The organism is Ruegeria sp. CL3 (assembly GCF_056536505.1).
This window is the reverse complement of the sequence record NZ_JBQFPT010000002.1, coordinates 202,968-228,528: the sequence shown is the minus strand read 5'-3', so window position 1 is coordinate 228,528 and position 25,561 is coordinate 202,968. Positions and strand designations below refer to the sequence as shown.

The 25,561-nt window shown below is 59.0% G+C and carries 24 protein-coding genes and 1 tRNA gene; 8 read left to right on the top strand and 17 right to left on the bottom strand.

Going from position 1 to position 25,561, the window contains the following annotated elements; genetic code table 11:
• Nucleotide 1: 1 nt before the first annotated feature.
• Nucleotides 2–469: a lytic transglycosylase domain-containing protein gene (locus ACR0NO_RS03460; protein WP_170468631.1), complete on the top strand. Its 468-nt coding sequence runs from the start codon at nucleotides 2–4 to the stop codon at nucleotides 467–469.
• 119 nt (nucleotides 470–588) lie between these two features.
• Nucleotides 589–1,332 (top strand): alpha/beta fold hydrolase, encoded by a 744-nt coding sequence (locus tag ACR0NO_RS03455; RefSeq protein WP_170664793.1) that lies wholly within the window; start codon nucleotides 589–591, stop codon nucleotides 1,330–1,332.
• A 287-nt stretch (nucleotides 1,333–1,619) separates the two neighbouring features.
• On the opposite strand, the gene ACR0NO_RS03450 is transcribed toward ACR0NO_RS03455, so the two are convergent.
• Entirely contained in the window at nucleotides 1,620–2,390 is a 771-nt protein-coding gene (locus tag ACR0NO_RS03450; protein ID WP_480722978.1) for a TIGR01458 family HAD-type hydrolase, read from the bottom strand.
• Between the two features lie 107 nt (nucleotides 2,391–2,497).
• On the opposite strand from ACR0NO_RS03450, the gene ACR0NO_RS03445 reads away from it, so the two are divergent.
• From ACR0NO_RS03445 to ACR0NO_RS03430, 4 genes are all read left to right on the top strand, one after another.
• Nucleotides 2,498–2,571 (top strand) — tRNA-Gly (locus ACR0NO_RS03445).
• 136 nt (nucleotides 2,572–2,707) lie between these two features.
• Nucleotides 2,708–4,525, top strand: a complete 1,818-nt coding sequence (locus ACR0NO_RS03440) for an ABC transporter transmembrane domain-containing protein (RefSeq protein WP_480722977.1) — start codon at nucleotides 2,708–2,710, stop codon at nucleotides 4,523–4,525.
• A 160-nt stretch (nucleotides 4,526–4,685) separates the two neighbouring features.
• On the top strand, nucleotides 4,686–6,575 hold the full coding sequence (locus tag ACR0NO_RS03435; RefSeq protein ID WP_170678277.1) for an acyl-CoA synthetase: 1,890 nt from the start codon (nucleotides 4,686–4,688) through the stop codon (nucleotides 6,573–6,575).
• 12 nt (nucleotides 6,576–6,587) lie between these two features.
• Nucleotides 6,588–7,511, top strand: a complete 924-nt coding sequence (locus tag ACR0NO_RS03430; RefSeq protein WP_170678279.1) for an alpha/beta hydrolase — start codon at nucleotides 6,588–6,590, stop codon at nucleotides 7,509–7,511.
• Nucleotides 7,512–7,596: 85 nt separating this feature from the next.
• On the opposite strand, the gene ACR0NO_RS03425 is transcribed toward ACR0NO_RS03430, so the two are convergent.
• From ACR0NO_RS03425 to ACR0NO_RS03365, 13 genes are all read right to left on the bottom strand, one after another.
• On the bottom strand, nucleotides 7,597–8,433 hold the full coding sequence (locus ACR0NO_RS03425) for an alkaline phosphatase family protein (RefSeq protein WP_480722976.1): 837 nt from the start codon (nucleotides 8,431–8,433) through the stop codon (nucleotides 7,597–7,599).
• Nucleotides 8,434–8,575: 142 nt separating this feature from the next.
• A complete protein-coding gene (locus tag ACR0NO_RS03420; protein WP_480722975.1) occupies nucleotides 8,576–10,216 on the bottom strand; it encodes an ABC transporter ATP-binding protein in 1,641 nt (546 codons plus the stop codon).
• The gene (locus ACR0NO_RS03415) at nucleotides 10,213–11,028 is read right to left on the bottom strand and encodes an ABC transporter permease (RefSeq protein WP_480723112.1); all 816 of its coding nucleotides are present in this window, start codon (nucleotides 11,026–11,028) and stop codon (nucleotides 10,213–10,215) included. Before ACR0NO_RS03415 ends, ACR0NO_RS03420 begins: the two co-directional genes overlap by 4 nt.
• Entirely contained in the window at nucleotides 11,028–11,984 is a 957-nt protein-coding gene (locus tag ACR0NO_RS03410) for an ABC transporter permease (RefSeq protein ID WP_170374804.1), read from the bottom strand. The genes ACR0NO_RS03415 and ACR0NO_RS03410 overlap by 1 nt, the downstream gene beginning before the upstream one ends.
• A gap of 15 nt (nucleotides 11,985–11,999) precedes the next feature.
• A complete protein-coding gene (locus ACR0NO_RS03405) occupies nucleotides 12,000–13,586 on the bottom strand; it encodes an ABC transporter substrate-binding protein (RefSeq protein WP_480722974.1) in 1,587 nt (528 codons plus the stop codon).
• A 231-nt stretch (nucleotides 13,587–13,817) separates the two neighbouring features.
• A complete protein-coding gene (locus tag ACR0NO_RS03400) occupies nucleotides 13,818–14,921 on the bottom strand; it encodes a DUF4147 domain-containing protein (protein WP_480722973.1) in 1,104 nt (367 codons plus the stop codon).
• Nucleotides 14,921–15,358 (bottom strand): D-aminoacyl-tRNA deacylase, encoded by a 438-nt coding sequence (dtd, locus tag ACR0NO_RS03395; RefSeq protein ID WP_480722972.1) that lies wholly within the window; start codon nucleotides 15,356–15,358, stop codon nucleotides 14,921–14,923. Before dtd ends, ACR0NO_RS03400 begins: the two co-directional genes overlap by 1 nt.
• Before the next feature lie 112 nt (nucleotides 15,359–15,470).
• Nucleotides 15,471–16,559, bottom strand: coding sequence for a TFIIB-type zinc finger domain-containing protein (locus ACR0NO_RS03390; protein WP_170664801.1), 1,089 nt, complete (start codon nucleotides 16,557–16,559; stop codon nucleotides 15,471–15,473).
• Nucleotides 16,560–16,577: 18 nt separating this feature from the next.
• On the bottom strand, nucleotides 16,578–17,726 hold the full coding sequence (locus tag ACR0NO_RS03385) for an SPFH domain-containing protein (protein ID WP_480722971.1): 1,149 nt from the start codon (nucleotides 17,724–17,726) through the stop codon (nucleotides 16,578–16,580).
• A 22-nt stretch (nucleotides 17,727–17,748) separates the two neighbouring features.
• A complete protein-coding gene (locus ACR0NO_RS03380) occupies nucleotides 17,749–18,705 on the bottom strand; it encodes a DUF2927 domain-containing protein (protein WP_480722970.1) in 957 nt (318 codons plus the stop codon).
• A gap of 12 nt (nucleotides 18,706–18,717) precedes the next feature.
• A complete protein-coding gene (locus ACR0NO_RS03375; RefSeq protein ID WP_170374831.1) occupies nucleotides 18,718–19,908 on the bottom strand; it encodes a toxic anion resistance protein in 1,191 nt (396 codons plus the stop codon).
• Between the two features lie 33 nt (nucleotides 19,909–19,941).
• Entirely contained in the window at nucleotides 19,942–20,856 is a 915-nt protein-coding gene (locus ACR0NO_RS03370) for a 5-bromo-4-chloroindolyl phosphate hydrolysis family protein (protein WP_480722969.1), read from the bottom strand.
• Between the two features lie 174 nt (nucleotides 20,857–21,030).
• The gene (locus tag ACR0NO_RS03365) at nucleotides 21,031–21,909 is read right to left on the bottom strand and encodes a pseudouridine synthase (RefSeq protein ID WP_480722968.1); all 879 of its coding nucleotides are present in this window, start codon (nucleotides 21,907–21,909) and stop codon (nucleotides 21,031–21,033) included.
• Between ACR0NO_RS03365 and ACR0NO_RS03360 the strand changes: the two genes are divergently transcribed.
• The gene (locus ACR0NO_RS03360) at nucleotides 21,908–22,360 is read left to right on the top strand and encodes a nucleoside deaminase (protein ID WP_480722967.1); all 453 of its coding nucleotides are present in this window, start codon (nucleotides 21,908–21,910) and stop codon (nucleotides 22,358–22,360) included. The two genes, ACR0NO_RS03365 and ACR0NO_RS03360, sit on opposite strands and share 2 nt — an antisense overlap.
• Here the strand turns inward: ACR0NO_RS03360 and ACR0NO_RS03355 are convergent.
• Both ACR0NO_RS03355 and ACR0NO_RS03350 read right to left on the bottom strand, forming a co-directional pair.
• A complete protein-coding gene (locus ACR0NO_RS03355) occupies nucleotides 22,357–23,523 on the bottom strand; it encodes a M24 family metallopeptidase (protein WP_480722966.1) in 1,167 nt (388 codons plus the stop codon). The genes ACR0NO_RS03360 and ACR0NO_RS03355 overlap by 4 nt on opposite strands.
• Nucleotides 23,523–24,215, bottom strand: coding sequence for a metal-dependent hydrolase (locus ACR0NO_RS03350; protein ID WP_170662111.1), 693 nt, complete (start codon nucleotides 24,213–24,215; stop codon nucleotides 23,523–23,525). Before ACR0NO_RS03350 ends, ACR0NO_RS03355 begins: the two co-directional genes overlap by 1 nt.
• 58 nt (nucleotides 24,216–24,273) lie before the next feature.
• Between ACR0NO_RS03350 and ACR0NO_RS03345 the strand changes: the two genes are divergently transcribed.
• Nucleotides 24,274–24,930, top strand: coding sequence for a ceramidase domain-containing protein (locus ACR0NO_RS03345; RefSeq protein WP_480722965.1), 657 nt, complete (start codon nucleotides 24,274–24,276; stop codon nucleotides 24,928–24,930).
• Here ACR0NO_RS03345 and ACR0NO_RS03340 read toward each other — a convergent pair.
• Complete coding sequence (locus ACR0NO_RS03340) at nucleotides 24,921–25,484, bottom strand: DUF4202 domain-containing protein (protein WP_480722964.1); 564 nt, start codon at nucleotides 25,482–25,484, stop codon at nucleotides 24,921–24,923. The genes ACR0NO_RS03345 and ACR0NO_RS03340 overlap by 10 nt on opposite strands.
• Between the last annotated feature and the right edge of the window lie 77 nt (nucleotides 25,485–25,561).

Sequence of the window (25,561 nt, the reverse complement as noted above, 5' to 3'; positions counted from 1 at the left end):
GATGCGAAACACGTTCATTGTTGCTGTGTTATTTCTTGCCGCTTGTAGCAATCAACCCGCAGAGCCATTAACCCGGCTTTATCCCGGTGAGACCCCTGAGCTACGAGTGATGATCAATGAAACTGCGGACGCAAACGGTGTGCCGCGAAGCCTTGTACACCGAGTGATCCAACGAGAAAGTGATTACCGCCCCAGTGCCCGAAATGGCCCCTACTACGGGCTGATGCAGATTCTACCTGCCACAGCGCGCCAGATGGGATTTCGTGGACAGCCTTCCGACCTCTTGGACGCTCAGACCAATCTGACGTACGCCGTGAAATACCTTCGCGGTGCCTGGATGGTTTCGGATGGAAATGAGCCCGAAGCGGTCATGTGGTATGCCCGCGGCTATTACTACGAAGCCCGTAACAGATGCATGCTTGTAGCCACGGGGCTTCGGGATACCGAGGTCCGAAAATACTGCGGCTGAGGTCCTTCCCATAGGAATTGCAGAAAGCTCCCGATACACCGCAAACAGCCTTCTTTATACAAAGTAGCTTGCACGTTGGAGCCCTGTTTTGCGCGTCCCGCAGAGTTCAGGAGATTGATATGTGCGCCGAACACTCAAGAAAATTCAAAGGGGTGCGTGACAATCGGCCGATCATTTTGTTCGTTGCCGGCTTCGGCGACAATGGAAGCATGTTTGACGAATTGACTGAGACACATCTTGCTTTCAGCCATCGTTTGTTGCCCATCAATCTTCCAGGATTTGGCGCTGCGCCTCTTGCGGAGGGAACAACACTCGAAGCCCTCGCGCAATACGTGTCAAATGAAGCAACAAAGTATGAGGCCGAAACTATCGTCGCCCATTCAGTTGCTTCGATCATAGCTTCCTTGGCCGTCCGCCGGGCAGACTGCCCTTTGACTAAAATCGTTTCTCTGGAAGGAAACATTACAGCCGCAGATGCCTATTTTTCCGGGACAGCGGCCGACTACGCTAGTCCGGCAGAGTTTCGCAAAGCGTTTCTGGGGCGGCTAGATGAAATGGCGAAGTCTGAACCGATCATAAGAAGATATCGCGACGAAGTCTCAAAGGCCGATCCTTCAGCGCTTTGGCAGCTCGGCATTGACGCCCGGAAGTTTTCATCAGATCACGTACCAGGTGAGGTTTTGCAACACGCAGCTAACGTTACATATTTGTACAATCCCGATAATTGTCCCGAAGACACCGTCCGTTGGCTGGAAGAGAACAAGATGAACCATGTCATCTTAGAAAACGCCACACATTGGCCGAGCGTTGACCAGCCTGAAGTGCTCGCAGACAAAATCGCTGAGGCGCTTACAGAAATCTAGTGGAGTTGCAAATTAGAGTTTGATGAAAGTAGGGCCGCGAACCTCTGGGTTTGCAAAGTCTCGTTTCGAAGGTCTGCCAAGTGCCGTCCGCTTAAAACTTCAGTGTCCTCTTTTACCCCTGGCGGAACTTGCAGAAGCCCTCATTTTGCTCGACTGTTCTGACCCGCCGCAGGTCGTGTGCCAACCCAAGTTTGAAATCAAAGCTTGTTCGGGCCGAAGTTTGTCGCACTGACCTTGTCTGTTTGTGAGTGCCGGTTCCCGTCGGTGCAATGCTCCTTCGGGCGCTCTCAATTGCCCCCTCGTTTGACAAGTTCCACCGCGGCACGGACACCCTCTGCGGTTGCAGTGGGTCGCGGTTCATAGCGCGCCTCGTCGCCAGTTTGGTATTTTCCGGTTCGGACCAGTATGGCCGCGCCTAAACCCGCCTTCAAAGCGCCCGCGATATCGCTGTCGGCATCATCGCCAATCATTGTTACCTCAGCAGGCTCCAGCCCCATGCTTTGCGCGGCAGAGTGGAAAAACGCTGGTGATGGCTTTCCAAATAGAAGAGCATTTGTTTCGCTCGAGTATTCAAGCGCCCGGACGAAAGCGCCGGCATCCAGACTCAATTCGCCGTCTGCGTCACGAAACACTCTGTTTGAGGCCAATGCAAGGAAGGGAGCCCCGTCTTGGATCAGGCGAAAGGCTGCGTTCAATCGTTCATACGTAAAATAGCGGCCCGCATCACCAACCACGACCGCTTTGGGGCCAGATTTCGAGCACACTGCAAAATCCTCTTCCAGATCCGGATGGATCAGCAGATGTGGCGCAAGACCGTTTTCCTCTAGCCAGGCACACACTGCCGCAGCGGGTGTCAGGATTTCTTTAGGACCTGCGTCTATTCCGAAGCCTTGTAGCTTATCCAGAATAACACGCTTCGGTCGTCGGGTTGAATTCGTTAGAAAGCGAACCGGAAGTCCTGTGTCGCGAATGGTTGAAACCGCCTCCACAGCACCCGCCAGTGGCTTATCGCCCTGATACAGAACACCTGCGATATCAAACAGAACGCCTTTGCTCACGCCTTCCTCACAAACTACGAAAAACCCTTTCTTTCGGGTCAATTTGCCCAAGTGATGGTTCGCTCTTGACGCCCACTTAGCCATCACATAGGAAGGCGAAACATTGAGCGGGTATAGCTTAATGGTAAAGCCCCTGCCTTCCAAGCAGGCTATGTCGGTTCGATTCCGTCTACCCGCTCCAACTCAGCCCCACATCTCTGCGTCAAATGGCCCGGTCCTCAGGGCATTTTGTGCACGGCTTCTTGACCCTGCGGGCCAGTATCGCCAAGAAACAGCAACTCCGCATTGAAGACAAAGTGAACACATAAGGGCCGCACATGGCGAGACAGACAGCCAGCACGACCACCGCATCCGCGCCGGGCGCCAGCGAAGAAAGAGCAGGCTCAAAAAAGCTAGGCGTCTTGGCGTCGCTTTGGCCGTTCATGAAGCCGTATCGCCTGTTGATGCTAGGAGCGACATTGGCGCTGGTCCTGACGGCTGGCATGACGCTGACCTTGCCCTTGGCCGTGCGCCGCGTGGTGGATAACTTCCGCATTCAGGACGGAGAGCTGCTGGATTGGTATTTCCTGGCCGCGCTGGGCATTGCCGGTATTCTCGCCGTGGGCACAGGCATCCGCTACGCGCTGGTCACCCGGTTGGGGGAACGCGTGGTCGCCGATATCCGCAAGGCCGTCTTTGACCGTGTGATCGGCATGAGCCCCGAGTTCTACGAACGCATCATGACCGGAGAGGTCCTCAGCCGGATCACCACCGACACGACGCTGATTCAATCGGTGATCGGGTCATCTGTCTCGATTGCCCTGCGCAACCTGCTGATGTTTGTCGGAGGGTTGGTGTTGATGCTGTTGACCTCGGCCAAGCTGACAGCGCTGGTTCTGCTGCTGATCCCAGTGGTAGTGGTGCCAATTCTGGTACTGGGGCGCAGGCTCCGCGCCATCAGCCGCGAGAATCAGGACTGGATCGCGGCCTCTTCGGGCAACGCGGGCGAAGCGCTGGGCGCGGTACAGACCGTGCAGGCCTTCACCCACGAACGCGCAAGTCGCCAGCAGTTTGGCGATATGACCGAGACCTCTTATGTCGTGTCGCTGCGGCGTATTAAGACGCGGGCCGTTCTGACGGTCATCGTGATCTTTCTCGTCTTCTCGGGCATCGTTGGAGTGCTGTGGATGGGGGCCAATGACGTGCGCAACGGGGTCATGACCGAAGGGGTTCTGATCCAATTCGTCATTTATTCGGTCATCATGGCAGGCTCTGTCGCTGCCCTGTCCGAGATCTGGAGCGAACTTCAGCGTGCTGCAGGGGCCACTGAACGATTGGTCGAGCTGCTGAATGCCGAAGACACCGTGACCGACCCGTCCCAAGCAAAACCGTTGCCGCAACCGGTGCGCGGAGAGATCAAGTTCGAAGAGGTTACTTTCCGCTATCCTGCGCGGCCCGATGTGGTGGCGCTGGACAAGCTCAGCCTGCAGGTCAATCCCGGCGAGACGGTTGCCTTCGTTGGCCCCTCGGGCGCGGGAAAAACAACGGTGGTTCAGTTGCTCCAGCGATTCTACGACCCGAACTCGGGGCGCGTGATGCTGGACGGGATGGATCTGCAAAACCTGAACCGGGCAGATTTCCGTCAGCATATGGCGCTGGTCCCGCAGGATCCGGTGATTTTTGCCGCCTCGGCCCGTGACAATATCCGCTTTGGCCGTCTGGATGCCTCGGACGCCGAGGTTGAGGCCGCCGCGCGTGCCGCTGCCGCGCATGACTTCATCGCGGCGCTCCCGGAAGGCTATGACAGTTTCGTTGGCGAACGGGGTGTGATGCTGTCCGGCGGTCAGAAACAGCGGATCGCCATTGCCCGCGCCATTTTGCGGGATGCGCCGGTTCTGTTGCTGGACGAGGCGACCTCGGCACTGGATGCGGAAAGCGAACGGGCTGTGCAGGGCGCGGTGGACCAGATGCGCGCCGGACGCACGACCCTGATCGTGGCGCACCGGCTGGCGACCGTGAAAAAGGCAGATCGCATTGTGGTGCTGGAGGCCGGTCGCATCGTCGCCCAAGGCACGCATGACGATCTGGTGGCGCAAGGGGGTCTTTACGCCCGTTTGGCCCGTCTTCAGTTCACTGACGGCGTCGCTGCGGAATAAAGTGACGCTCCGGCAATCGCCGTTTCGCCGTAGCGTCATTCTACATTTTCAACTTTTCCCTCGCTAAGCCCTTGCTTGCGCCGCCAAGGTTGTGATCCCATCTGAGGTAAGATCATTCCGCGTGTGGCGCGCGGGAGATTACAAAAATGGGAGGAGCCACATGGCCTTTGTTGGCAAGGAAGACAAAGCGCGTATTGAACAGGAAATGACGTGGGAGGACCGCGACCTGCCGGTGACGTTCCACCAGCTGCTATCGCGCACGGCAGAGAAATTTCCAAACCACAATGCGGTCAGTTTTCAGCTGTTTTCAGGTCCGAACGACAAGGCCGAGACGCTGACATGGTCCAACCTTCTGGGGCAGGTCAATCAGGCGGCCAACCTGTTCCGTTCGCTCGGGATCGGCGAAAGTGACGTGGTGGCCTATATCCTGCCAAATTGTAACGAGACGCTGGTGACCCTGATGGGCGGAGCAGTCGCTGGCATCGTGAACCCGATCAACCCGCTGCTCGAGCCGGAGCAGATCGCCGCCATTCTGCGCGAGACAGGTGCCAAGGTTGTCGTCACGCTCAAGTCCTTCCCGAAAACGGATGTGGCGCAGAAGGTGGAAGAGGCCGTGCGCCATGCGCCCAAGGTCAACACCATTCTCGAGATTGACCTGAACCGCTATCTGACACCGCCGAAATCCTGGATCGTCCCGTTCCTGCGGCCAAAAATGGGCGACAAGGCAAAGCTCGCGCATGCGGACTATAAGAACTTCAATCAGGAATTGGCCAAGCAGCCCACGACTCTGACCTTTGCAGATAGCACCGAGGACCGGGTGGCCTGCTACTTCCACACAGGCGGCACGACTGGCATGCCGAAGGTAGCGCAGCACAAATATTCGGGCCTGATCTACAATGGCTGGCTGGGCAATACGCTGTTGTTTGACGAAAACGACGTCATTATGTGCCCGCTGCCGATGTTCCACGTCTTTGCCGTGCATGTGATCTGGATGGCGGCTGTGTCCTCGGGCGCGCATGTGATTTTCCCGACACCTCAGGGATATCGCGGTGATGGCGTGTTCGACAATTTCTGGAAGCTGATCGAACGTTGGAAGGTCAGTTTCATCATCACCGTGCCCACCGCGATCTCGGCCAAGATGCAACGACCCGTGGATGCTGATATTTCCTCGGTGAAAACGGCGTTCTCCGGCTCAGCCCCGCTGCCGGTCGAATTGTTCCGTCGGTTCGAAGAGGCAACAGGCGTGACTATCGTCGAAGGCTACGGCCTGACCGAGGCCACCTGCCTTGTCTCGTGCAACCCGGTGGATGGTGAGAAAAAGATCGGCTCGATCGGGATTCCCTTCCCATACACAGATGTCAAAATCCTGCAGGACGGCCCGGACGGCCCCAAGGAATGCGCGGTGGATGAGATTGGAGAGATCTGCGTTTCTAACCCAGGTGTCTTTGCAGGCAATACCTATACCGAAACCGACAAGAACGAGAACCTGTACCACTATGACAAGTATCTGCGCACAGGCGATCTGGGTCGCTTTGATGAGGACGGGTACCTCTGGATCACTGGCCGTGCCAAGGACCTGATCATTCGTGGCGGACATAATATTGATCCTGCCGAGATCGAAGAGGCCCTGCTAGGGCATGAGGCCGTGGCCTTCGCAGGTGCCATTGGTCAGCCCGACGCCCATTCCGGTGAGGTGCCTTGCGCATTCGTAGAACTGGTGGAGGGAGCTTCGGTGACCGAAGAGGCGTTGATGGAGTTCTGTAAGGTCCATGTTCATGAACGCGCGGCTCAGCCCAAGCACATGACAATTCTGACCGAATTGCCCAAGACCGCGGTTGGTAAGGTGTTCAAACCTGATCTGCGCAAGCACGCGATCACCCGGATCTACAATGGCGCGCTTGAGCAAGCTGGCGTTGATGCCCGTGTCGTCTCGGTCATCGACGACAAGAAGCGTGGCCTGGTCGCGCAGCTTGACGCGAACGGCACATCCGAGGACGATGTCAGCAAAGTGCTGGGCGCGTATACCCGGCCGTGGGAGTGGGCAGCCTAACCGGGAGGGAACATGGATTATGAACGTCTAATTGATGAGGAAACTTGGGCGTTCATAAGACGCACGGCTGAAAGCTATCCTGACGATGCGGTGGATCTGTCAATCGAAGACCAGCGCAAGGTTTATGACAAGATGTGTCAGGATTTTCGCCAGCCGCGACCCGAAGGGGTGGCGGTGCAGGACCTGTCCGCCAATGGCGTGCCGGTCCGCCTTTATACCGCAGGTCAACCGACACGAACCGTCGTCTATTTCCATGGCGGCGGTTTCGTCGTCGGCGGGCTGGATAGCCACGATGATGTCTGCGCCGAGATTTGCGCACAGACCGGATATCGGATTGTCGCAGTCGACTATCGCCTGTGCCCCGAAAACGTGCATCCGGCCCAGTTTCAGGATTGTTGGACTGCCGTAAACTGGGCAGCGGAAGAGTTTGGCGACCCGATGATCCTGGCTGGTGACAGTGCAGGGGGTAATCTGGCTGCAACTGTCGCTCACTACGCGCGGGGACGGCTAGAGAACATCTTGGGGCAGGTCCTGATCTACCCCGGGCTGGGCGGTGATACGTCCAAAGGCTCGTATATCGAACACGCTCATGCCCCGTTGCTGACGCTTGAGGATATTAAGTTCTACGAAACCGTCAGATGCGGGGGACCAGCCTCGAGCGGTGATCCAACCTTTGCCCCGCTTCAGGACACCGACTTCTCGAGCTTGCCACCGACCGTTGTCATCACCGCCGATTGCGACCCTCTCAGGGATGATGGATCAGATTATTGCGCGGCGATCCAATCTGCTGGAGGCCGCGCCGAGTGGATCAACGAACCCGGCCTTGTCCACGGCTATCTGCGCGCCCGTACCTCGGTCAAGCGCGCCGCAGATAGTTTCGAACGGATTTCCATCGCCATTGAGGCGCTAGGGCAGGGGATCTGGTCCTACGACTAATCGATCTGGGTTCCAGATTAGAACAGGAATGCCCTGCCAAGTTCAGGACATTCCTGCCGCCGTATGTGGCAGCGAAGTGCTTTGATCAGCTCAGGAAGGGCTTGGCCTTCATCGTGTCCGCAAGCGGCGCGCCCATTCGGGTCAGGATGGTGGGGGCAAGCTGTAGCTGGTCGATCACGGTATCGGCCTCTGGGCCTTCTGCGTCGCCAAAGTAGTAGAGCGCGGTTTCCTGTTGCAACGGGCTGCGCCCGCCGTGGTGACCGCGTTCGTCCTGCCCGTGATCGGCGGTGACGATGACCTCATAGCCCAGTTTGCGCCAGTTCGGGATGAAGGGTGCCAGCATCTCATCCATCACGAAGCAGGCGTGGTCCATTTCCTCGCAATCGTGGAAGAAGCGATGACCCATGCTGTCCAAGGTGCAGGTGTGCAGGATGCCATAGTCCAACCCATGGCGCAGGCACAGGTTCGTCAGAGTGGCAAACAGATCGACATCGCAGGGCGTCATCTGGTTGGCCTTGCCATAGCCGGTCATGCTGTGGAACCGGCCATGGTTGATGGTTTGGCTCTCCGGCTCGTCGTATTCCACGTCGCGCACATAGTCGAACGGATGGCGGTTGAAGAACTGCGACCAATAGCTGTGGGTGACGGCTCCGGTCACGCCTCCGGCCTCGCGGACCTGGCTGAACACGTCCTTGTGGCTTAGGCGGAAGACATTGCCGTTGCCGGTGCAACCATGCTCCTGCGGGGTCACGCCCGTGTGGATCGAAGCATAGCAACTGGCCGAGGTCGACGGCAGGACCGAGCGGAGTTTCCACACGCGGGCCTCGCCACTTTCGACCCAGCCTTCGAGATTGCCGAACAACCGGCGGAAGTTGCGCCACGGGACGCCGTCCAAAATGATGAGGAGGAGTTTGCGGTCCATATTTTGACCCTTTTCGAGAGTGTTTCTGGCGACCCTAAAAGATTCGTTGCACTTGGGCTGCCTATTCCCGCCCCGAATAGCAAAATCCCGACACCTGTTTGTGACACGTGCCGGGATTTCATAGCGTTGGTTGGGGCAAGGGTCAGTTCCCTGCCGCCTCCATCTTGCGGTTGGCAACCACTTTTTCCAGCCAGCCAAGTTCCATCTCGGGAACCGAGCTGAGCAGCAGGTCGGTGTAGTCGTCGAACGGTGGGCTAAGCACCTGAGATTTCGAGCCGTAGCGCGCGACGCGACCCTGATACATCACCGCGATGCTGTCGCTGATCGCGCGGACCGTCGCTAGATCATGGGTGATGAAAAGGTAGGCCACATCCTCGATCTTCTGCAGGTCCAGCAGCAGCTTCAGGATGCCGTCTGCCACAAGTGGATCGAGCGCCGAGGTGACCTCATCACAGATGATCATCTTGGGTTTGGCCGCCAGTGACCGCGCGATACAGACGCGCTGTTTCTGGCCACCGGAGAGTTCCGCCGGATAGCGATCGATGAACTTTTCGCCCAGTTCGATCTCATCCAGCAGCTCGACCACGCGTTTGCGTTTCTCGGCCCCGCGCATGTTGAAGTAGAACTCTAACGGGCGGCCGATGATCGTGCCGACGGTCTGACGCGGGTTCATCGCCGTGTCTGCCATCTGGTAAATCATCTGCAGCTCACGCAGGTCTTCGCGCGTGCGCCCCTTAAGATCCGAGCTCAGTTTGCGCCCGTTGAAGGTGATCTCACCCTCGCGTGCAGGCAGCAGGCCAGTGATCACACGCGCCAGCGTGGATTTACCCGAGCCGGATTCGCCCACAACCGCCAAAGTCTGCCCCGGATGGAGCTCAACATTGACGTTGTGCAGAACATCGAAGTTCAGACCCTTGTAGCGCGCGGTAATACCGTCGACCTGAAGAACCGGCTCAGAGGTCGGCTTTTTCTCTTCGTGTTCGATAGACCGAACCGAGACCAAGGCCTTGGTATAGTCTTCGTGCGGGTTGTTGATGATTTGATCGGTATTGCCGTACTCGACAGTGTCGCCCATCCGCAGAACCATGATGTCGTCGCTGACCTGCGCCACAACCGCAAGGTCGTGGGTGATGTAGAGCGCAGCGACGCCGGTATCTGCAATGGCTTCTTTGATCGCCATCAGAACGTCGATCTGGGTGGTCACGTCCAAGGCTGTGGTGGGTTCGTCGAATACCACCAGATCAGGTTCCGGACACAGGGCCAGCGCGGTCATGCAACGTTGTAGCTGACCACCGGAAACTTGGTGCGGGTAGCGACTGCCGATATTGTCGGGATCGGGCAGACCAAGCTTGGCGAAGAGTTCACGTGCACGGGCCTCGGCCTGTTTGCGGGTGAATTTCTTTTGCTCGACCGCCGCTTCGACGACCTGATCCATGATCCTTTTGGCAGGGTTGAACGACGCTGCAGCGGATTGGGACACATAGGTGACCTCACCCCCACGCAGCTTGCGGATATCCCCATGAGATGTCTTGAGGATATCGCGCCCGTTTACCCAGACCTCGCCACCGGTGATCTTCACGCCACCCCGGCCATAGGCCATCGATGCCAGACCGATGGTGGATTTACCGGCGCCGGATTCACCGATCAACCCAAGCACCTTGCCGCGTTCGAGGTCAAAGCTGACCCCGTGCACGATTTCGATGTCATGGGGCTTTTCGCCCGGCGGATAGACGGTCGCGCCGATTTTGAGGTCGCGGACCTTGAGAAGGATATCGTCGCTCATCCCCGGCCTCCTTTCAGCGATGTGGTGCGGTTCAGAACCCAGTCAGCCACAAGGTTGACCGAGATGGCCAGGGTCGCAATGGCGACGGCGGGCCACAGGGCAGCACCGATGCCATAGACGATACCGTCCTTGTTTTCCTTCACAATGCCGCCCCAGTCCGCCAGCGGCGGCTGCACGCCCAGGCCCAGGAAGGACAGGGTCGAGATGAACAGAACCATGAAGATGAACCGTAGACCAAACTCGGCCACCAGCGGTGACAGAGCGTTGGGCAGGATTTCCCGGAAGATAACCCACGCGCGCCCTTCACCGCGCAGTTTCGCGGCTTCAACGTAGTCCATCACATTGATGTCCACCGCGACAGAACGCGACAGTCGATAGGGGCGGGTAGCGTCCAGAAGGCCCATCACAAGGATCAGGATCGGAACGGTCACCGGAACGATGGCCAAAATAACCAGCGCGAGGATCAGGGTCGGGATCGACATGATCAGGTCAACAGTCCGGCTGAGTGCCTGATCTGCCCATCCGCCCAGAACGGCGGCCAGCAAACCCAGAGACGTACCGGTCAGAAAGCTGAGCAACGTGGCGGCGGCAGCGATGAAGATCGTCGTGCGCCCGCCATAGATCATGCGGGTCAGTAGGTCCCGCCCGATATTGTCCGTGCCCAGCAGATGCTCGGCGCTGGCAGGCTCCCATACATCACCGACAACTTCTGCCATTCCGTAAGGCGCAATCAGGGGGGCCGCGATGGCCACAAAGAAATAGGCGCCAGTGAACAAGAGGCCAATCAGTGCCGAAAGAGGAATGTTCCTTATCATTTCGGATGCCTCAGTCTTGGGTTGGCAAGGATCGACACGATATCGGCAACCATGTTCAGGCCAATATAGACGGCCGCGAATACGACACCACAGGCCAACACGACGGGCACGTCGCGTTTGGTCACCGCATCCACCAGATATTGCCCCATGCCGGGATAGACGAACACAACCTCGACCACGACGACACCGACAACCAGATAGGCCAGGTTCAGCATCACAACGTTTACGATCGGAGAAATCGCGTTGGGGAAGGCATGGCGTGCAATGACCTGAAAGGTGCTCAGACCCTTAAGCTCGGCGGTTTCGATATAGGCCGATTGCATAAGGTTCAGAATGGCCGCGCGGGTCATGCGCATCATTTGCGCCAGAACCACCAGCGTCAGAACAAAAGCTGGCAGGGCAATTGCATTCAGCTTCTGTCCGAATGTCATGGAGTCGTTGATCATCGCCAGGGATGAGAACCAGCCCAGTTTGACCGAGATAAAGTAGATCACCACATAGCCGATCAGAAACTCGGGGATTGAAACGGTTGTCAGAGTAATCGCCGAAATCAGCTTGTCGGGCCAGCGATTGCGGAACCGAACGGCCAGAAGGCCAAGGAAGATTGCAAGCGGAACGGACACGATAGCAGCGACGCAAGCAAGGAACAGCGTATTGCCAAGGCGTTTTCCGATGCTCTCGGAGATATCAAGTTTATTGGTGAGGGATTGCCCCAAATCGCCTTGCGCGATGCCACCCAACCACTCGAAGTAGCGGGTTAGGGCAGGGCGGTTCAGGCCCATCTCTTCTCGTAGGTTGGCAAGGGCCTCAGGGGTTGCGGACTGCCCCAGGACGGCTTGCGCGGCGTCTCCGGGAAGGGCTTCGGTCAGGCCAAAAATCAGAGCCGAAGCGCCGAGCAGCAATAGGAGTCCCAGCGCAAGGCGCTGGGAAACCAGTTTGATGATAGGATGCATTATCCGTTGCCCGAGTTACACGAACCACATCTTGCGCGACATGTTGCCGTTCATCATCTCTTGCGTCGGATCTGATTCCCAACCGTCCAGCTGGTTGCTGATGCCTTCAACAAAGTCGTTGAACATCGGGCAAATCAGGCCGCCTTCGTCGCGAACCATTTGGCCCATCTGGCTGTAGATGCCCTTACGTTTCTCGGCGTCCAGTTCGGCGCGCGCTGCGAACAGCAAGTCGTCGAAGGCCTGAACCTTGAAGCGCGTGTCGTTCCAGTCTGCGCTCGACAGATACGCGGTCGAGTACATCTGGTCCTGGACCGGACGACCACCCCAGTACGAGGCACAGAACGGCTGAACGTTCCACACTTCCGACCAGTAGCCATCATTGGGTTCGCGTTTGATTTCCAGCGGGATACCTGCCTGCGCAGCGGTTTGCTGGAACAGCGCCGCCGCATCCACAGCGCCTGGGAAGGCGCCATCTGCCACACGCAGAATGATCGGCGATCCATCGTGGCCAGATTTCTTGTAGTGCTCGGCTGCTTTTTCAACGCTGAACTCACGCTGTTCGATTGTCTCATCAAACAGTGGGTAGGCCGCGTTGATCGGCATGTCGTTCCCGATCGAGCCATAGCCACGCAGAACTTTGTCCACCAGATCCGCGCGGTTGATCGCGTATTTCAGCGCCGTGCGCAGTTCGTTGTTGTCGAACGGAGCCGTGTCACAATGCATGATGAACACATAGTGACCACGACCGGCGGTCGAATGAACAGTCAGGTTTGGTGCGCGACCCAGCAGGTCGGCAACTTTGGGCTCGACGCGGTTTACTGCGTGAACCTGGCCCGATTGCAGCGCGGCTGTCCGGGCGGTTGCGTCGTTGATGACAACCACTTCGACGCTGTCGAAGTTGCCGAAATCGCTGTTCCAGTGGTTTTCGTTCTTGGTGAACAGGTGACGGACGCCGGGCTCATCAACTTCCAGCTTGTAGGGGCCTGTGCCGATACCGGCTGCCGGGTTCTCCATACCACCGTCCGGCTGAATGATGAGGTGATAGTCGGCCATCAGATAGGGAAGGTCGGCGTTGGGCTCGGACAGTGTGACCTGGAAGTTGTCGCCATCGGCCTTCATCGACTCGATGCCCTTCATGATGCCCAATGCACCGGACTTGGAGTCTTCGTTCGAGTGGCGCTGCATGGTTTTCAGCACGTCTTCGCTGGTCATGGTCTTGCCGTTGTGGAACTCGACCCCCTGACGAAGCTTGAAGGTCCAGACCTTGGCATCCGCACTGCCTTCGACGCTTTCGGCAAGGCGTGGTTCGATCGTGCCGTCGGGTGCAACTTCGACCAATTGGTCGCCAAATTGTTTGCCGTTCTGGAACGGAACCGAGCTTGCATAGGTCGCCGGGTCAAGCGAGTTGGTCGATTCGCCGCCCTGCAGGCCAAATTTCAGATCGCCACCCTTTTTCGGGCCGGCTGCACGGGCCGCGTCGGCAAACATCGTGCTGGCCACGGCTGCCGAAACGCCAAGAGCGGCGGCTTTGCCCATGAACTCGCGACGGGTCAGTTTGCCTGCCGTCACCTGTTTGGACATGTGAGTGAGTTGTTCGTTCATTCAGAAGCTCCCAGTTGGTTGTGTTCGCCCGTTTTCGGGCTTTTTATTGACGCGTGAGTCAACGTTGACGCATTTCAGCGGGTCGGGCAAGTGGAATTCCGTGTCGCAAATGTGCCTTGCCTGACAATACCGTGTTTATCAAAGCCGTCATAGCGCCCTGTCTTTGCGTCCTCCGCTATGTCGAAAATGATCTATTGGTTGCTTTGGTCGGTATCGGGAGAATACGTCATTCTAATCCCGAATTGCGACAATCAGGTCCATGACATTGGTTCCTGTCGGCCCGGTCACCAACAAAGCGCCCGCGTCTTCCAGGAAGGCCCCACTATTGGCGGCGGCCAGCGCTTCATCTGCGCCTTCGGCCCATGTGGCACCAGAAACGACCCCGCCCGCTGCGTTGGTTGGGCCATCTGTTCCGTCGGTTCCTCCGACCACGACCGTGATATCTTCGAGGCCGGAAATCTCGTGCGCCAGTGCCAGTGCCAGTGCCTGATTGCGCCCACCCTGTCCGGGGTTTGGGGGCAGCACAACAGTCGGCTCGCCGCCGAAAACCATGACGCCTGATCCCATCTGCCTTAGCTTCTCACCGATTGCGGTGGCGACGGCCTGATAATCGTCATGCAAGGCCTCTTCATTGGCCAGCACCGACAGACCCGCATCCTCGGCCGCTTCGGCAGCCGCCGCACGAGCATGGGCGTTCGAGGCAATGATCTGCGCTTCGGCCTCGTAGGAGACCTGTTCAGGCAGCGCACCGATGCCCGAGCCGATAACGTTCAGGTCATCCCCCGGCACGTCCGAGATCGCTAGAACCGTGACCTGTCGGCCTTTGAGCCGGGACAGCAATCCTCCGCCTTTGACCTGCGAAATCTTGCGTCGTTCCGCATTCATCGCCCCGATATCAAGTCCCTCTGACAGCAGCTTATTGTTCAACGCCTCCAGATCCTCAAGCGTTTTGCCACCTATCAAATCTTCGGCCAGCGAGGACGCGCCGCCTGACACCAACAGCAGCAAATGCGCCTCGGGCGGCATTGCCTCGACCGCGAGGCGCAGTGCCCTGCCGCCTGCAAGGCTGCGGCTGTCCGGGACTGGATGTGAGGCCTCGATCACCTCGACGCCCTCCGGCAGGTCGCGCCCATGATCGTCCTTGGTGACCACCAGCGTTGGGATGTCTCCGAATTGATCCAATGCCGCTCGGGCCATCGCTGCCGCGGGTTTGCCAACTGCCAGAATCCGATCCGGTTTTGCAACATCGGAGAGTGCTTTGCGGGTTGCCGTGTATCCGTCTACCGCCGCGACTCCGGCTTGCCAGAGTGCGATTGCCTGTTCAGCGCGGGTCATCAATTCTCCATCCAGATTGTCACTGGCCCATCATTGACCAGTTCGACGACCATGTCGGCCCCAAATTGCCCTGTCTCAACCGCGATTCCGCATGCGGCGAGGTTCTTGGCAAAACTTTCATAAAGGTGTTTCCCGACATCCGGCGCAGCGGCCTGCGAGAATCCGGGCCGGTTGCCACTGGCCGTATCCGCAGCAAGGGTAAACTGACTGACAACCAGAGCCGAGCCGCCAATGTCCACGACAGATCGGTTCATTTTACCGGCCTCATCCTTGAAGATTCGCAGCTTGGAGATTTTCGCAGCAAGTTTCGAGGCATTCTCTTCGCTGTCGCCCTGCATCGCGCATACGAGAATCATCAGGCCCGGTCCCGATTGACCGACAACAGCGCCATCCACCGAGACTGACGCTCTAGAGATCCGTTGTAAGACTGCGCGCATCGCTCTCCCCAAATCGCATGCGTTCAGCAGTCGGTTTAGCCGCCGGAGGCCCACTTGTCATCCAGCGTCTTGCGCGTAGTCGGGAAAACGTCTGCCTGTGTGATTTCTGGGCTCACCCCTGCGACGTCGCCATCACGTACCCCACGCCTGCCGCCACCAGCAGGCCGAGGACCACCGCAATGGTTATCTTGATCGCAGACCACGGTCGTTCCCCCTGCACCCGGCCAGTGCGCCCGTTGACTACAAACCGATAGGTTTGCCCGCGATACTTATAGGCAGCCATCCAGATGGGCAGCAGGATATGCTTGAACGTCACATCGCGTACATCCGTGTCCACCGCGTGAATACGCTGCCGGTCGCCACCGATGTCAAAGCGCACGTCACGCTCAATCACGCGCGCCATATGTGCCCGCGCCTCGGAGTATCCCTCGGGCAACTCGACTGAGTAAGCCTCGGCCCGGAACCCCGCCAGGTATTGCGGCTGGTAGGGTTCAAGCGCGGGCAGATCCCAAGGCTCCAGCGCGTCTGTGTATTGCTTGGGCAGCGAACGTGAGGCCAATACCAGAACGTCATCAAAGAACCGCGCGACGCGTCCGGATTTCGGGCTCCAGCGCACTTTGGCCACCTGTTGTTGCACCCGCTTCCCGTCGCGCATGACAGTGCGCGTTTCGTAGTAAACGGTGCCGCGCTCCCCGCGATAGCTGGATTTGGTATCCGCGTCGAAGGTCCAGTAGGGCACATATATGCCCTGCATTTTTCGCCCTTTGCGAGCATAATCTTTCAGCCCGTTCGGCGCGAACCAAAGCCGACCCAGCCAATCCCCCATCGCCTTGTGGGCGGACCGTTCATCCAGAGCAAAAGGCAAAACACCCTTGGGTTTGATATGTCGGTTGACGCCCGTATCCGTCACCACCGGAGTGGCACAGAACGGACATTCCGCTGCGTGGGTATTCGGGTCGAACTCGACCTGAGCGGCACAGTTCGGACAGGACAGAACCCGCGTTTCCTCAATCTCGCTGTCCGGAAGGCGGTCTGCAATGGCGGCATCAAAATCCAGCTCGCGCAGGCTTGCGCCGCCCCAGGGTCCTGAGCCAATGGGTTCGGAATGGCCGCAGTGGTCACAGGTCAATGTGCCATCGCCGGGATTGAACCGGTAATCCGCGCCACATTGGTCGCAGGGAAAGCGGTGTTCTTCAGTCATCCGTCCGCCTGCTACCGCTTACGCACCCGGTGGGGGCGGAGGCAGGATCGTGAATAGCTGCGCCAATTCCTGCACCTCACCCGCTTTTTTCCAGCCGTCCTGACCGGCGGTCCAGACATGGGTATCTCGCGTCAGTTCCCCGTCAGATGCCATACGCCCCATCTTGGCTTTCGAGAACGGCCCGCTGGTCTGCCCATCCATTGCGATATGCCATACGTGCTCAACGGGCGGAGGAGGCGGCGGGGCCGCATGCGCGGATGTTTGCGGGGCAGCGGGGGCGGGCGATCCCCACGGGCCGCTCGGTTGGCCCGCTGCCATGTTCGCCATCTGATTGGCCATCGCCATGCCCATTCCCATTCCAAGACCGGCACCCATGCCGCCGCCCTGACCGGGGTTGTTGGCTGCTGCCGTCATCGCCTCGGCGGCAGAATACTGGGTGAACTTGCCCAGATCACCCGCCAGTCCCATAGAGGTGCGCTTGTCCAACGCGGCCTCTACCGCAGGCGGAAGCGAGATATTTTCGATGTAGAACTCAGGCATCTCCAGCCCATAGCCTTCCAACACGGGCGAGACTTCGGCTGCGATCAGTTTGCCCAGATCGGCCGTATTCGCCGCCATGTCGAGAACCGGAATACCGGATCCGGCGATCACGCGGCTGAACTCTTGCACGATGATGTTGCGGACCTGAAAGCTGATCTCATCCATGGTGAATTCACCATCGGTTCCGACGATCTCGACCAGAAATTTTGCCGGGTCTTTCACCCGTACCGTATAGGTGCCATAGGCCCGAATGCGGGTCGGTCCGAATTCCGGGTCGCGCAGCATGATCGGGTTCTTGGTGCCCCATTTCAGATCATTGAACCGCGTCGTATTAACGAAATAGATCTCGGATTTGAATGGAGACTGAAAGCCGTGATCCCAATGCTGCAGGGTTGTCAGAATCGGCATGTTGTTGGTCTCAAGCATATAAAGACCCGGCGTGAACACATCCGCCAACTGCCCTTCATGCACAAACACCGCCGCCTGACCCTCGCGGACGGTCAGCTTGGCACCATACTTGATCTCATGCCCTTCGCGTTCGAACCGCCAGACCATGGTGTCTCGGGTGTCATCGACCCAGTGAATGACGTCGATAAATTCTCCGGTCAGAAAATCGAAAATTCCCATTTGGGTTCTCCTGTCCTTGGGGTCAAAGCGGCTGCCCCATCAATTCACGCGCAATGATCCGCACCACGGGGCGGGCCTGATCGACCGTCACTCCGGGCGAAAGACGCGGGTCATAGAGCATTGTCAGTAGTTTCTCATCATGACTTGTCAGCAAGGCAAACTCGTCATCGTCGTTGAAGATCGAAGGCCGCGCGGCAGGGCTGTCATTGGAAAGGCCCAGCCCTTGCGCAATCTCTTCGTGAATGCAGCTGCGTCGTACGAGATCGGGTAGTTCCGACCGGATCAGCGTTACTGCACGTACGTATTTGTTCGGATCGTTGCGGGTGGCCGAGGCGAACACAAAACAGTCGAAACTCGCGCGCGGGTTGGCGACTAAATCAAGAGAGGCTTGACTGATGTTGGGCACCAGTTCCTTGAGGCGCGTGACAACATAAGCGCTGTCATCCTTGCCGGCGAAAAACACGTGAAAATTGGCTTTGCGACTGACGGTCGAGATCGGATGGCCAGTCAGTTTGGCCAGACGCGCAGCATAAGATTGAACCTGATCCGCGTCACTGGTGCGGGTCGCGGGCAGGACCGAGGGTCCGAACTCGGTCTGGATACGAACAGGTCCTGACCAGCGGCTGAGTTGCCCATCCGTTTGCCGCGACCCGAGCGAGACGGTGTGATCAGGATATTCGCTGTAAAAAGCGATGGCCTCAAAGTTCCGGCTCAGGTCGTCGGCGTCATAAGGGGTGTCTGGTCCGCCGCCATCGGTACGCAGCAGGCCGCGAGTCAGCAGGTCCCGCTCGATCCGCTGATAGAACCGCGCGAGGTCCTGACTGGCGGCCGAAGGTGGCACATAGGCGTTCGCCGCAGTCGGCGGAGCTGAAGGCCGCACTTGAGGAACGACAGAAGAGGTCAGCGCCTCTTCGCACCCCGCAAGCGCCAGCAGGCCCAGAACACCAAGGCCCGTTTTGAGACAGGTTAGTGGCCGCACGCCCAGCCCACCTTATCCCGGAACAGCCGTTCCGGCGTTGTCGCCGGTCCCGTCACGCCGTGCCTTGGCAGCTGCCAACGTGTCGCGCAGTTCGGCCTCCATCTTCTGAAGTTCCTGCTCGGCGGCAGCACGTTTGGCTTTGCCTTCGTCCGCGATCGCCAGGCTTTCATTGATCGTGCCGATCAGATCAGCGTTGGCCTGCTTGACGGCTTCGATGTCGAACACACCACGCTCCATCTCTTCGCGGATCATCTTGTTCGACTCGCGCAAGTTGGCAGCGTTCGAGGTCAGAAGCTCGTTGGTCAGATCATTGGCGTCGCGCACGGCAGCGGCGGCTTCGGCGCTGCGCTGGATGGTGACGGCCTGCGCCAACTGGGTTTCCCACAGTGGCACGGTGTTGACCAAAGTCGAGTTGATCTTGGTGACCAGCGACTTGTCATTTTCTTGCACCAACCGGATCGAGGGCAGTGACTGCATCGTCACCTGCCGGGTCAGTTTCAGGTCATGCACACGGCGTTCCAGATCGTCGCGCGCGGCGCGCATGTCGCGCAGCTCCTGCGCTTTCATGACCTGCTGGTCTTCGGGCGCTGCCTGAACCTCGGCCTCTTTCTCGGGGATGTCGTGGCTATCCAGCTCGGTCAGCTTTTCCTCGCCCGCGGCGATGTAAAGCGCCAGCTCGTCATAGAACCCCAGCGTCTTTTCATAGAGCAAGTCCAGCGATTTGATGTCTTTCAACAGAGTGTGTTCGTGAGAAAGCAAATCGTCTGTGATACGGTCGATCTGGCCCTGAACCTCTTCGTATTGCGCGGTGAACTTGGCGAAGGGTGCGGCGCGGCCCAACAATTTCTCCCACCAGCTGCGTTCGCGCCGCACGTCCAGTTCACTGACCGAGAACCCCCGGATCGTGGTGACGATGTTGCGCAGGCTGTCACCTGCGGGGCCAACATCCTTGTTGCGCACATCCGCCAGCATGGCTTGGCTGATCTCTTGCAATTCGGCCTGCGCGGACGAGCCGAAGGCGACGATCGAATTGGTGTTGCCCATGTCGATCTCGTCCATGCGCTTGCGGATCTCGGCGCTGACGGGTTCGTCTGCCTCTTCAAGCGAGACGACCTCGGCCTGCGGTTCGGGCAGGGCCACCGCGGTGACCTCTTGCACAAGTGTTTCGGCCTCAACCGCTTTGTTCTTGATCTCGTCGGACATAGGGGAGTTCCTCGCTCAAATATAAAGGGCCGGTCAGTCCAGCCGGACACCTTCGCGCTGCAGTCTTTCACGCAGCACGTCGATTTCGACCGTTAAATCACTACGGTCATCCAATAGCATTTTGCGCGTACGCGCGGCGAAATTCTGTTCCAGATCATCCAATAGGGCGGAGTAATCTGCCAAGGCTTGTCCGTCGCGGGTGCGGGCATAGACATCCGCGAACTTGACGGTCGCATCACTTGCGCCCTGCAGATAGACGGTCAGATACTTGCGTGCGCTCGTCAGATCGCGCGGATCTTCTTCGACCGTGCGAAACAGATCGCGGGCGGTGTCCTGAAACCGTTCGACACGCGCCTCGATCCGGCGGTCTCCGGCGCGTTTGATCGCATCTGTCATTTCGGCGAGATGCTTTTCGGCATCATCGACGACGCGGGCAACACGGTCCTGCTGGAACGTGTCGATGCCCTCCATCCCCTTGTTTTTCATGGGGTCCAAGCCAAAGGAGACGGAATGCAGGGTCGCGGCGGCGGCGCCGAACAGGATCGGGGCCACAAGGCTTGCTTGTGCTGCGGTCTCGGCGTCCAGAAACTCGGTCCGGTAGGACGCAAGCGCAGCCCCCAGCCCGGTCAGAACGCTTGCGAATATCTTACGAGGGAAGGCTGGGCGACGCGCGGTTTTGCGGGCGTTATAGGCGGCCTCGGCCCGCAACCCTTCGCGCAGCAAAAACGCGGCGGCGGTCAGCAGGCCAGCGGCGACAAGGCCCATGGTCATGCCAATCGCGCCATCGTTCAGCGACAAAAAGACCAGAGGGATGGCGGGAATGAACAGGATATTCGTCCGCGCGCCTGCAGGTTCAACCCGAGCATTGTCAAACTGGCCGCGCGGCAGCGGGCTGTCTGGCGAGTCCTCACCCTGAGGGCTGTATTTACCACCGAACCGTTTGGCCATGGCTACAGACCCCCAAGCAGTCCAGTGCAGACGCCAAACAGCAGCACCAGAAGGGCCGCATAGGCCAGTTTTTGCACTCCGCTCCCGGACATTCAGCCCCCCAAATAGCAGCACTCACAGAAAATTTAGGGGATACGAGGGCTTGGCGCTAGGGGGAAGGTTGTCAAACCCGCATCACTTGCGGGGTTTCTTGCCGATCGTAGGGCGTTTCCGCTGCAGTCGGGTCGCGCGTTTCGCCGTTCTTTCGGGTTCTTCGCCCCCATCCAGACCCAGCTGATCACGCATTACGCGGCGGCGGACCTCTTCAACCTCACCCGGTTTCAGGTCGCCCAGTTGGAATGGCCCGTAAGACACACGCAGCAGGCGGTTCACGGTAAAGCCTATATCCTCCATCGCGCGGCGAATTTCGCGGTTTTTGCCTTCGCGCAGGCCGATGGTCAGCCAGGCATTTGCGCCCTGCTGACGATCAAGCGAGACGGTCATGGGCTGAAACCTCTCGCCCTCGATCACCAGACCTTTGCGCAGGGGGGCGAAATCCTCGTCCTTGGGGCGTCCATTCACCCTAACGCGGTATTTCCGCAGCCAACCGGTTGAGGGAAGCTCCAGCTTGCGTTTGATGCCGCCATCATTGGTCAGCAGCAACAGCCCTTCGGAGTTCAGATCCAACCGGCCAACAGACATCACCCGAGGCATGCCTTCGGGCAACTCGTCAAAGATCGTCGCGCGGCCTTTTTCGTCCTTGGTCGTGGTCACCAAACCGGTCGGCTTGTGATACAGCCACAGTCGCGAGGGTTCGGGTTCCGACACCGGCTTGCCGTCGACGGTGATCCTGTCTTTGCCGGTCACGTTCAGGGCAGGGCTTTTGATAGCCTTGCCGTTCACACTGACGCGGCCAGCTTCGATCATGCGTTCCGCCTCGCGCCGCGAGGCTACGCCAGCACGGGCCAGGACTTTGGCGATCCGGTCGCCGGGAGGAGGGGTGTTGCTCATGGCAGGGCCATACCCCATCCCGCCCGCTTGCGAAAGGCAGGTTTCTGAGGCAGTCAAGGGCATGGTGTTCAAATCACATATGGACAAGGCACTGTCCGAGGCCCGCGCGGCCGCTGAACGGGGGGAGGTTCCCGTCGGCGCGGTGATCGTCGCGCCTGATGGCCGGGTTGTGGCCTCCACCGGGAATCGCACGCGTGAGCTGAACGACCCGACCGCTCATGCCGAGATACTGGCGCTGCGCGCCGCCTGTGCCGAGGCAGGCTCAGAAAGGCTGCCCGGTCATGACCTCTATGTGACGTTGGAGCCTTGCGCGATGTGCGCGGCGGCTTTGGCCGCAGCACGCATCCGTCGCATCTACTATGGGGCATCCGACCCGAAATCAGGCGGTGTCGCCCATGGCGCACGGGTTTTTGCGCACCCGCAGGCCCATCACAAGCCGGAGGTCTACGATGGCATCGCAGCCGACGAGGCGGCCGATTTGCTCAGGCACTTTTTCGCAAGCCAACGCGATTAGGGTTTAACCACCATCTCACGCGGGATATCGGCCAGAGGTTGGCCGCCCTCCGGCGTCACCACAAAGCTCTCGGTTATCGCCAGCCCCCAGTCCGGAGTCCACAGTCCCGGCATCAAGTGAAACGTCATGTTTTCCTGCAATACCGTGGTGTCGCCGGGACGCAGGCTCATCGTGCGCTCTCCCCAGTCGGGCGGGTAGCTGAGGCCGATGGGATAACCGGTGCGGTTGGCCTTTTCATATCCGGCGCGGGCGAAACTGTCATAGACGCAGGTGGCGACTTCCTCGCATGTGGTGCCGGGGCGTGCGGCTGCCAGAGTGGCCTCAATTGCCGTCAGAACCGCCGCTTCGGCCCGGCGGATGTCATCCGGTGGATCGCCTAGAAACAGACTGCGGCTGGCCGGGCAGTGATACCGTCGATAGCAGCCGGAGATCTCGAAATAGGTGGCCTCTCCGCGCACTAAGGGCCTGTCATTCCAGGTGATATGCGAGGCCGAGGCCTCGCGGCCCGAGGGAGCAATTGGTACAATAGCAGGGTAGTCGCCCGCCAAACCGGGCAGGCCCGCGATGCCTGCTGCCTGCACTTGGGCGACCAGTTGGTTCTTGGGCAGGTCTTCGCGAAACGCCTCACGCAGCACTTCATGCATATGCGCGGTCAACTGGCCCGCCTTGCGCATCATGTCGATCTCGGTGTCGCTTTTGACCGCACGCTGCCAGTTCACCAAACCCGTGGCATCGATCGTTTCACCGAAGGCGCGTTCAAGAATGCGGTGGCTGGCGGCGGAGTAGTAGTAATTGTCCATCTCGACGCCCAGCCCTCGGGTCCAGTCCCGGTCGCGCAGCGCGAGAACCAAAGCGTCGACCGGATGGTGATCGGGATGTTGGACATGTTCCTCCGGCCAGTCCAGCAAGTCGGACGGGTCCAGCCACGTGGTCTGCGCGGCACCAGCCTTGTCCTGCGTGCGCCCCCACCACAGAGGCGCGCCTTGTGCAGGCAGGATCACCATCTGCGGGACGTAGAAGCTCCAGCCGTCATACCCGGTGAGCCAAGCCATGTTGGACGGATCGGTCACCAGTAGGGTCTCAATCCCGCGCGCACTCATCGCCGCGCGGGTCTTGCTCAAGCGGTCTGCGTATTCCTGCGCGCTAAAATCTGACGCCGGCATCAGAGGGCGATCGCTTTCATGACTTCAGGCTCGATCACGTCCACACCGGGCAGGCCGTCGATCAGTGTCTGTGCGGATTGCTCAAGAATGGGGAAAGTTTTGTAGTGGCAGGGAATCACCGTTTTGAAATCGAAGTACCGTTTGGCGGCATAGGCGGTGGCTTTCATATCCATGGTGAAATGTCCGCCCGCGGACAGAATGCCGATATCGGGTTTGTAGTAGTCCCCCATCCAATCCATATCCGCCATGACATCGGTATCGCCCGAGACATAGAGCATACGCCCCTCGGCTGCGATCATGAATCCGACCTCACTGCCGCCGGTGCGCAGCCCGTCCGGGGTCGAGAAGGTCGAGCTGTGCGAGGCAGGCACCATCGTGACCTTGATGCCGTTCAGATTGACCGTTCCACCTTTGTTGAAGCCGATGGTCTCGATCCCTTCGGCCTCGGCCCAATAGCCCATGAGGTCGTATTGGCCGACCACCGGTACCTTCAGGTGTTTGGCCAAAGGCAGGATGTCGACGACATGGTCGAAATGCGTGTGGGTCAGAAGGATATGCGTGGCACCTTCAACGGCTGCATCATGCTGATCCTCGGGCAGAGACGGGTTGCCGGTCAGCCATGGGTCGACCAGCAGCACCTGACCTTCGGTTTCAATGCGAAAGCTGCCGTGGCCCAACCAAATGATGTTCATGAGAATTCCTCCTGCGATGCCTATTGGCATCACACTAGCATCCGTTATGTAAAAGTTCATGGATTGGTTTCAGGAAATTGATGGGTATTGCGAACGCCTTACCCCCGCCTATTGGGCCGAGCCGATCAACGCGGTGACCAACGCCGCGTTCCTGATCGCAGCTTTCATCATGTGGCGCAGGGTGCGCGGGCAGGGGATGCCTCTGGCCATGCTGCTGGTGTTGATTCTCGCCACGATCGGGATCGGCAGCTATCTGTTTCACACCCACGCGCAGGTCTGGGCGGCGTTGGCCGATGTCGCGCCGATCCTTCTGTATATTCTGGTCTATATCTTTGCGATCAATCGGGACGTCTGGCAGATGCGACCGCTGCCCGCCGCGATAGTGACCGCGCTTTTCATCCCCTATGCCGCCGCAACCCTGCCTTTGTTTCAATTGGTTCCGGGGTTGGGGGGCTCCGCCGCATACGCGCCAGTGCCGTTGCTGATTCTGATCTATGCCTTCCTGCTGCGCCATCGCACGCCGGAAACGGCTCGAGGGTTAGCGATTGGTGCGTTTATCCTGATCGCCTCGATCACCTTCCGCGCTTTGGATGAGCCGTTGTGCATGCAGCTTCCGCTGGGCACGCATTTCATGTGGCACATCCTGAACGCGACCATGCTGGGCTGGATGATCGAGGTCTATCGCAGGCACCTGACCCGCGCGTCTCAGTCCTGAAAGGCCGTAGCCAGGTTGTCGGGCAGATCGAACTCCTTCAAAACCCGCGCGCGGCCTTCGGCTGACATCTTCCGGGCTGTCTTTTCGACAATGCTCTGAATCTTTTCGGCCGAGTGTTTTGCGGCGAAAGGCGCGAAATACCATTTCAGGAACACAAAACAGATGACATCCTCAAGCGCCTGAACCTCATCATCGCGCTTGATGCCTTGCTTGCGTAGCATGCGCCCGGTCGCGTCGATGTCGTCCGCGTCGTACCCGGCCTGCTGCATCAGGCCCATGACAACCTCAGCGTGATGGACACCCTGCGCCTTGCGCCAGGCCAGATATCCGGCACGACCTTCGGGATATTCACTGCGCGCCAGCTTCCAGCGTTCAACATGCTGCCCACGGGCGGCAATCTGCAACATGTCCGAGGCGTCAGGGAACAGCCTGTCCATCTCGGTGCTCATGCGCTGACCATAGATCAGCTCAACCGGTTGGCCGTCTTCGATGTTGGGGTCTTGCCTGTTGGCCGCATCAATCGCGTCCAGAACGGCTTGCTTGCGCGCGCTCATCTTCTGCTCCGTTGGTTCTTGCCGAACCAACCTTACGGTTCGGCGCATCACTCGGCCTACCGTAGCGGGTCGCGTCG

What these genes read in the sequence shown, in the direction of transcription:
- ACR0NO_RS03430 (WP_170678279.1), top strand. Translation starts at nt 6,588, where the DNA reads ATGGATTATGAACGTCTAATTGATGAGGAAACTTGGGCGTTCATAAGA.
- dtd (WP_480722972.1), bottom strand. Translation starts at nt 15,358, where the DNA reads ATGCGCGCAGTCTTACAACGGATCTCTAGAGCGTCAGTCTCGGTGGAT.
- ACR0NO_RS03410 (WP_170374804.1), bottom strand. Translation starts at nt 11,984, where the DNA reads ATGCATCCTATCATCAAACTGGTTTCCCAGCGCCTTGCGCTGGGACTC.
- ACR0NO_RS03345 (WP_480722965.1), top strand. Translation starts at nt 24,274, where the DNA reads ATGGATTGGTTTCAGGAAATTGATGGGTATTGCGAACGCCTTACCCCC.
- ACR0NO_RS03400 (WP_480722973.1), bottom strand. Translation starts at nt 14,921, where the DNA reads ATGACCCGCGCTGAACAGGCAATCGCACTCTGGCAAGCCGGAGTCGCG.
- ACR0NO_RS03390 (WP_170664801.1), bottom strand. Translation starts at nt 16,559, where the DNA reads ATGACTGAAGAACACCGCTTTCCCTGCGACCAATGTGGCGCGGATTAC.
- ACR0NO_RS03455 (WP_170664793.1), top strand. Translation starts at nt 589, where the DNA reads ATGTGCGCCGAACACTCAAGAAAATTCAAAGGGGTGCGTGACAATCGG.
- ACR0NO_RS03360 (WP_480722967.1), top strand. Translation starts at nt 21,908, where the DNA reads ATGGTGTTCAAATCACATATGGACAAGGCACTGTCCGAGGCCCGCGCG.
- ACR0NO_RS03435 (WP_170678277.1), top strand. Translation starts at nt 4,686, where the DNA reads ATGGCCTTTGTTGGCAAGGAAGACAAAGCGCGTATTGAACAGGAAATG.
- ACR0NO_RS03340 (WP_480722964.1), bottom strand. Translation starts at nt 25,484, where the DNA reads ATGAGCGCGCGCAAGCAAGCCGTTCTGGACGCGATTGATGCGGCCAAC.
- ACR0NO_RS03405 (WP_480722974.1), bottom strand. Translation starts at nt 13,586, where the DNA reads ATGAACGAACAACTCACTCACATGTCCAAACAGGTGACGGCAGGCAAA.
- ACR0NO_RS03370 (WP_480722969.1), bottom strand. Translation starts at nt 20,856, where the DNA reads ATGGCCAAACGGTTCGGTGGTAAATACAGCCCTCAGGGTGAGGACTCG.
- ACR0NO_RS03440 (WP_480722977.1), top strand. Translation starts at nt 2,708, where the DNA reads ATGGCGAGACAGACAGCCAGCACGACCACCGCATCCGCGCCGGGCGCC.
- ACR0NO_RS03385 (WP_480722971.1), bottom strand. Translation starts at nt 17,726, where the DNA reads ATGGGAATTTTCGATTTTCTGACCGGAGAATTTATCGACGTCATTCAC.
- ACR0NO_RS03460 (WP_170468631.1), top strand. Translation starts at nt 2, where the DNA reads ATGCGAAACACGTTCATTGTTGCTGTGTTATTTCTTGCCGCTTGTAGC.
- ACR0NO_RS03425 (WP_480722976.1), bottom strand. Translation starts at nt 8,433, where the DNA reads ATGGACCGCAAACTCCTCCTCATCATTTTGGACGGCGTCCCGTGGCGC.
- ACR0NO_RS03350 (WP_170662111.1), bottom strand. Translation starts at nt 24,215, where the DNA reads ATGAACATCATTTGGTTGGGCCACGGCAGCTTTCGCATTGAAACCGAA.
- ACR0NO_RS03355 (WP_480722966.1), bottom strand. Translation starts at nt 23,523, where the DNA reads ATGCCGGCGTCAGATTTTAGCGCGCAGGAATACGCAGACCGCTTGAGC.
- ACR0NO_RS03420 (WP_480722975.1), bottom strand. Translation starts at nt 10,216, where the DNA reads ATGAGCGACGATATCCTTCTCAAGGTCCGCGACCTCAAAATCGGCGCG.
- ACR0NO_RS03365 (WP_480722968.1), bottom strand. Translation starts at nt 21,909, where the DNA reads ATGCCCTTGACTGCCTCAGAAACCTGCCTTTCGCAAGCGGGCGGGATG.
- ACR0NO_RS03375 (WP_170374831.1), bottom strand. Translation starts at nt 19,908, where the DNA reads ATGTCCGACGAGATCAAGAACAAAGCGGTTGAGGCCGAAACACTTGTG.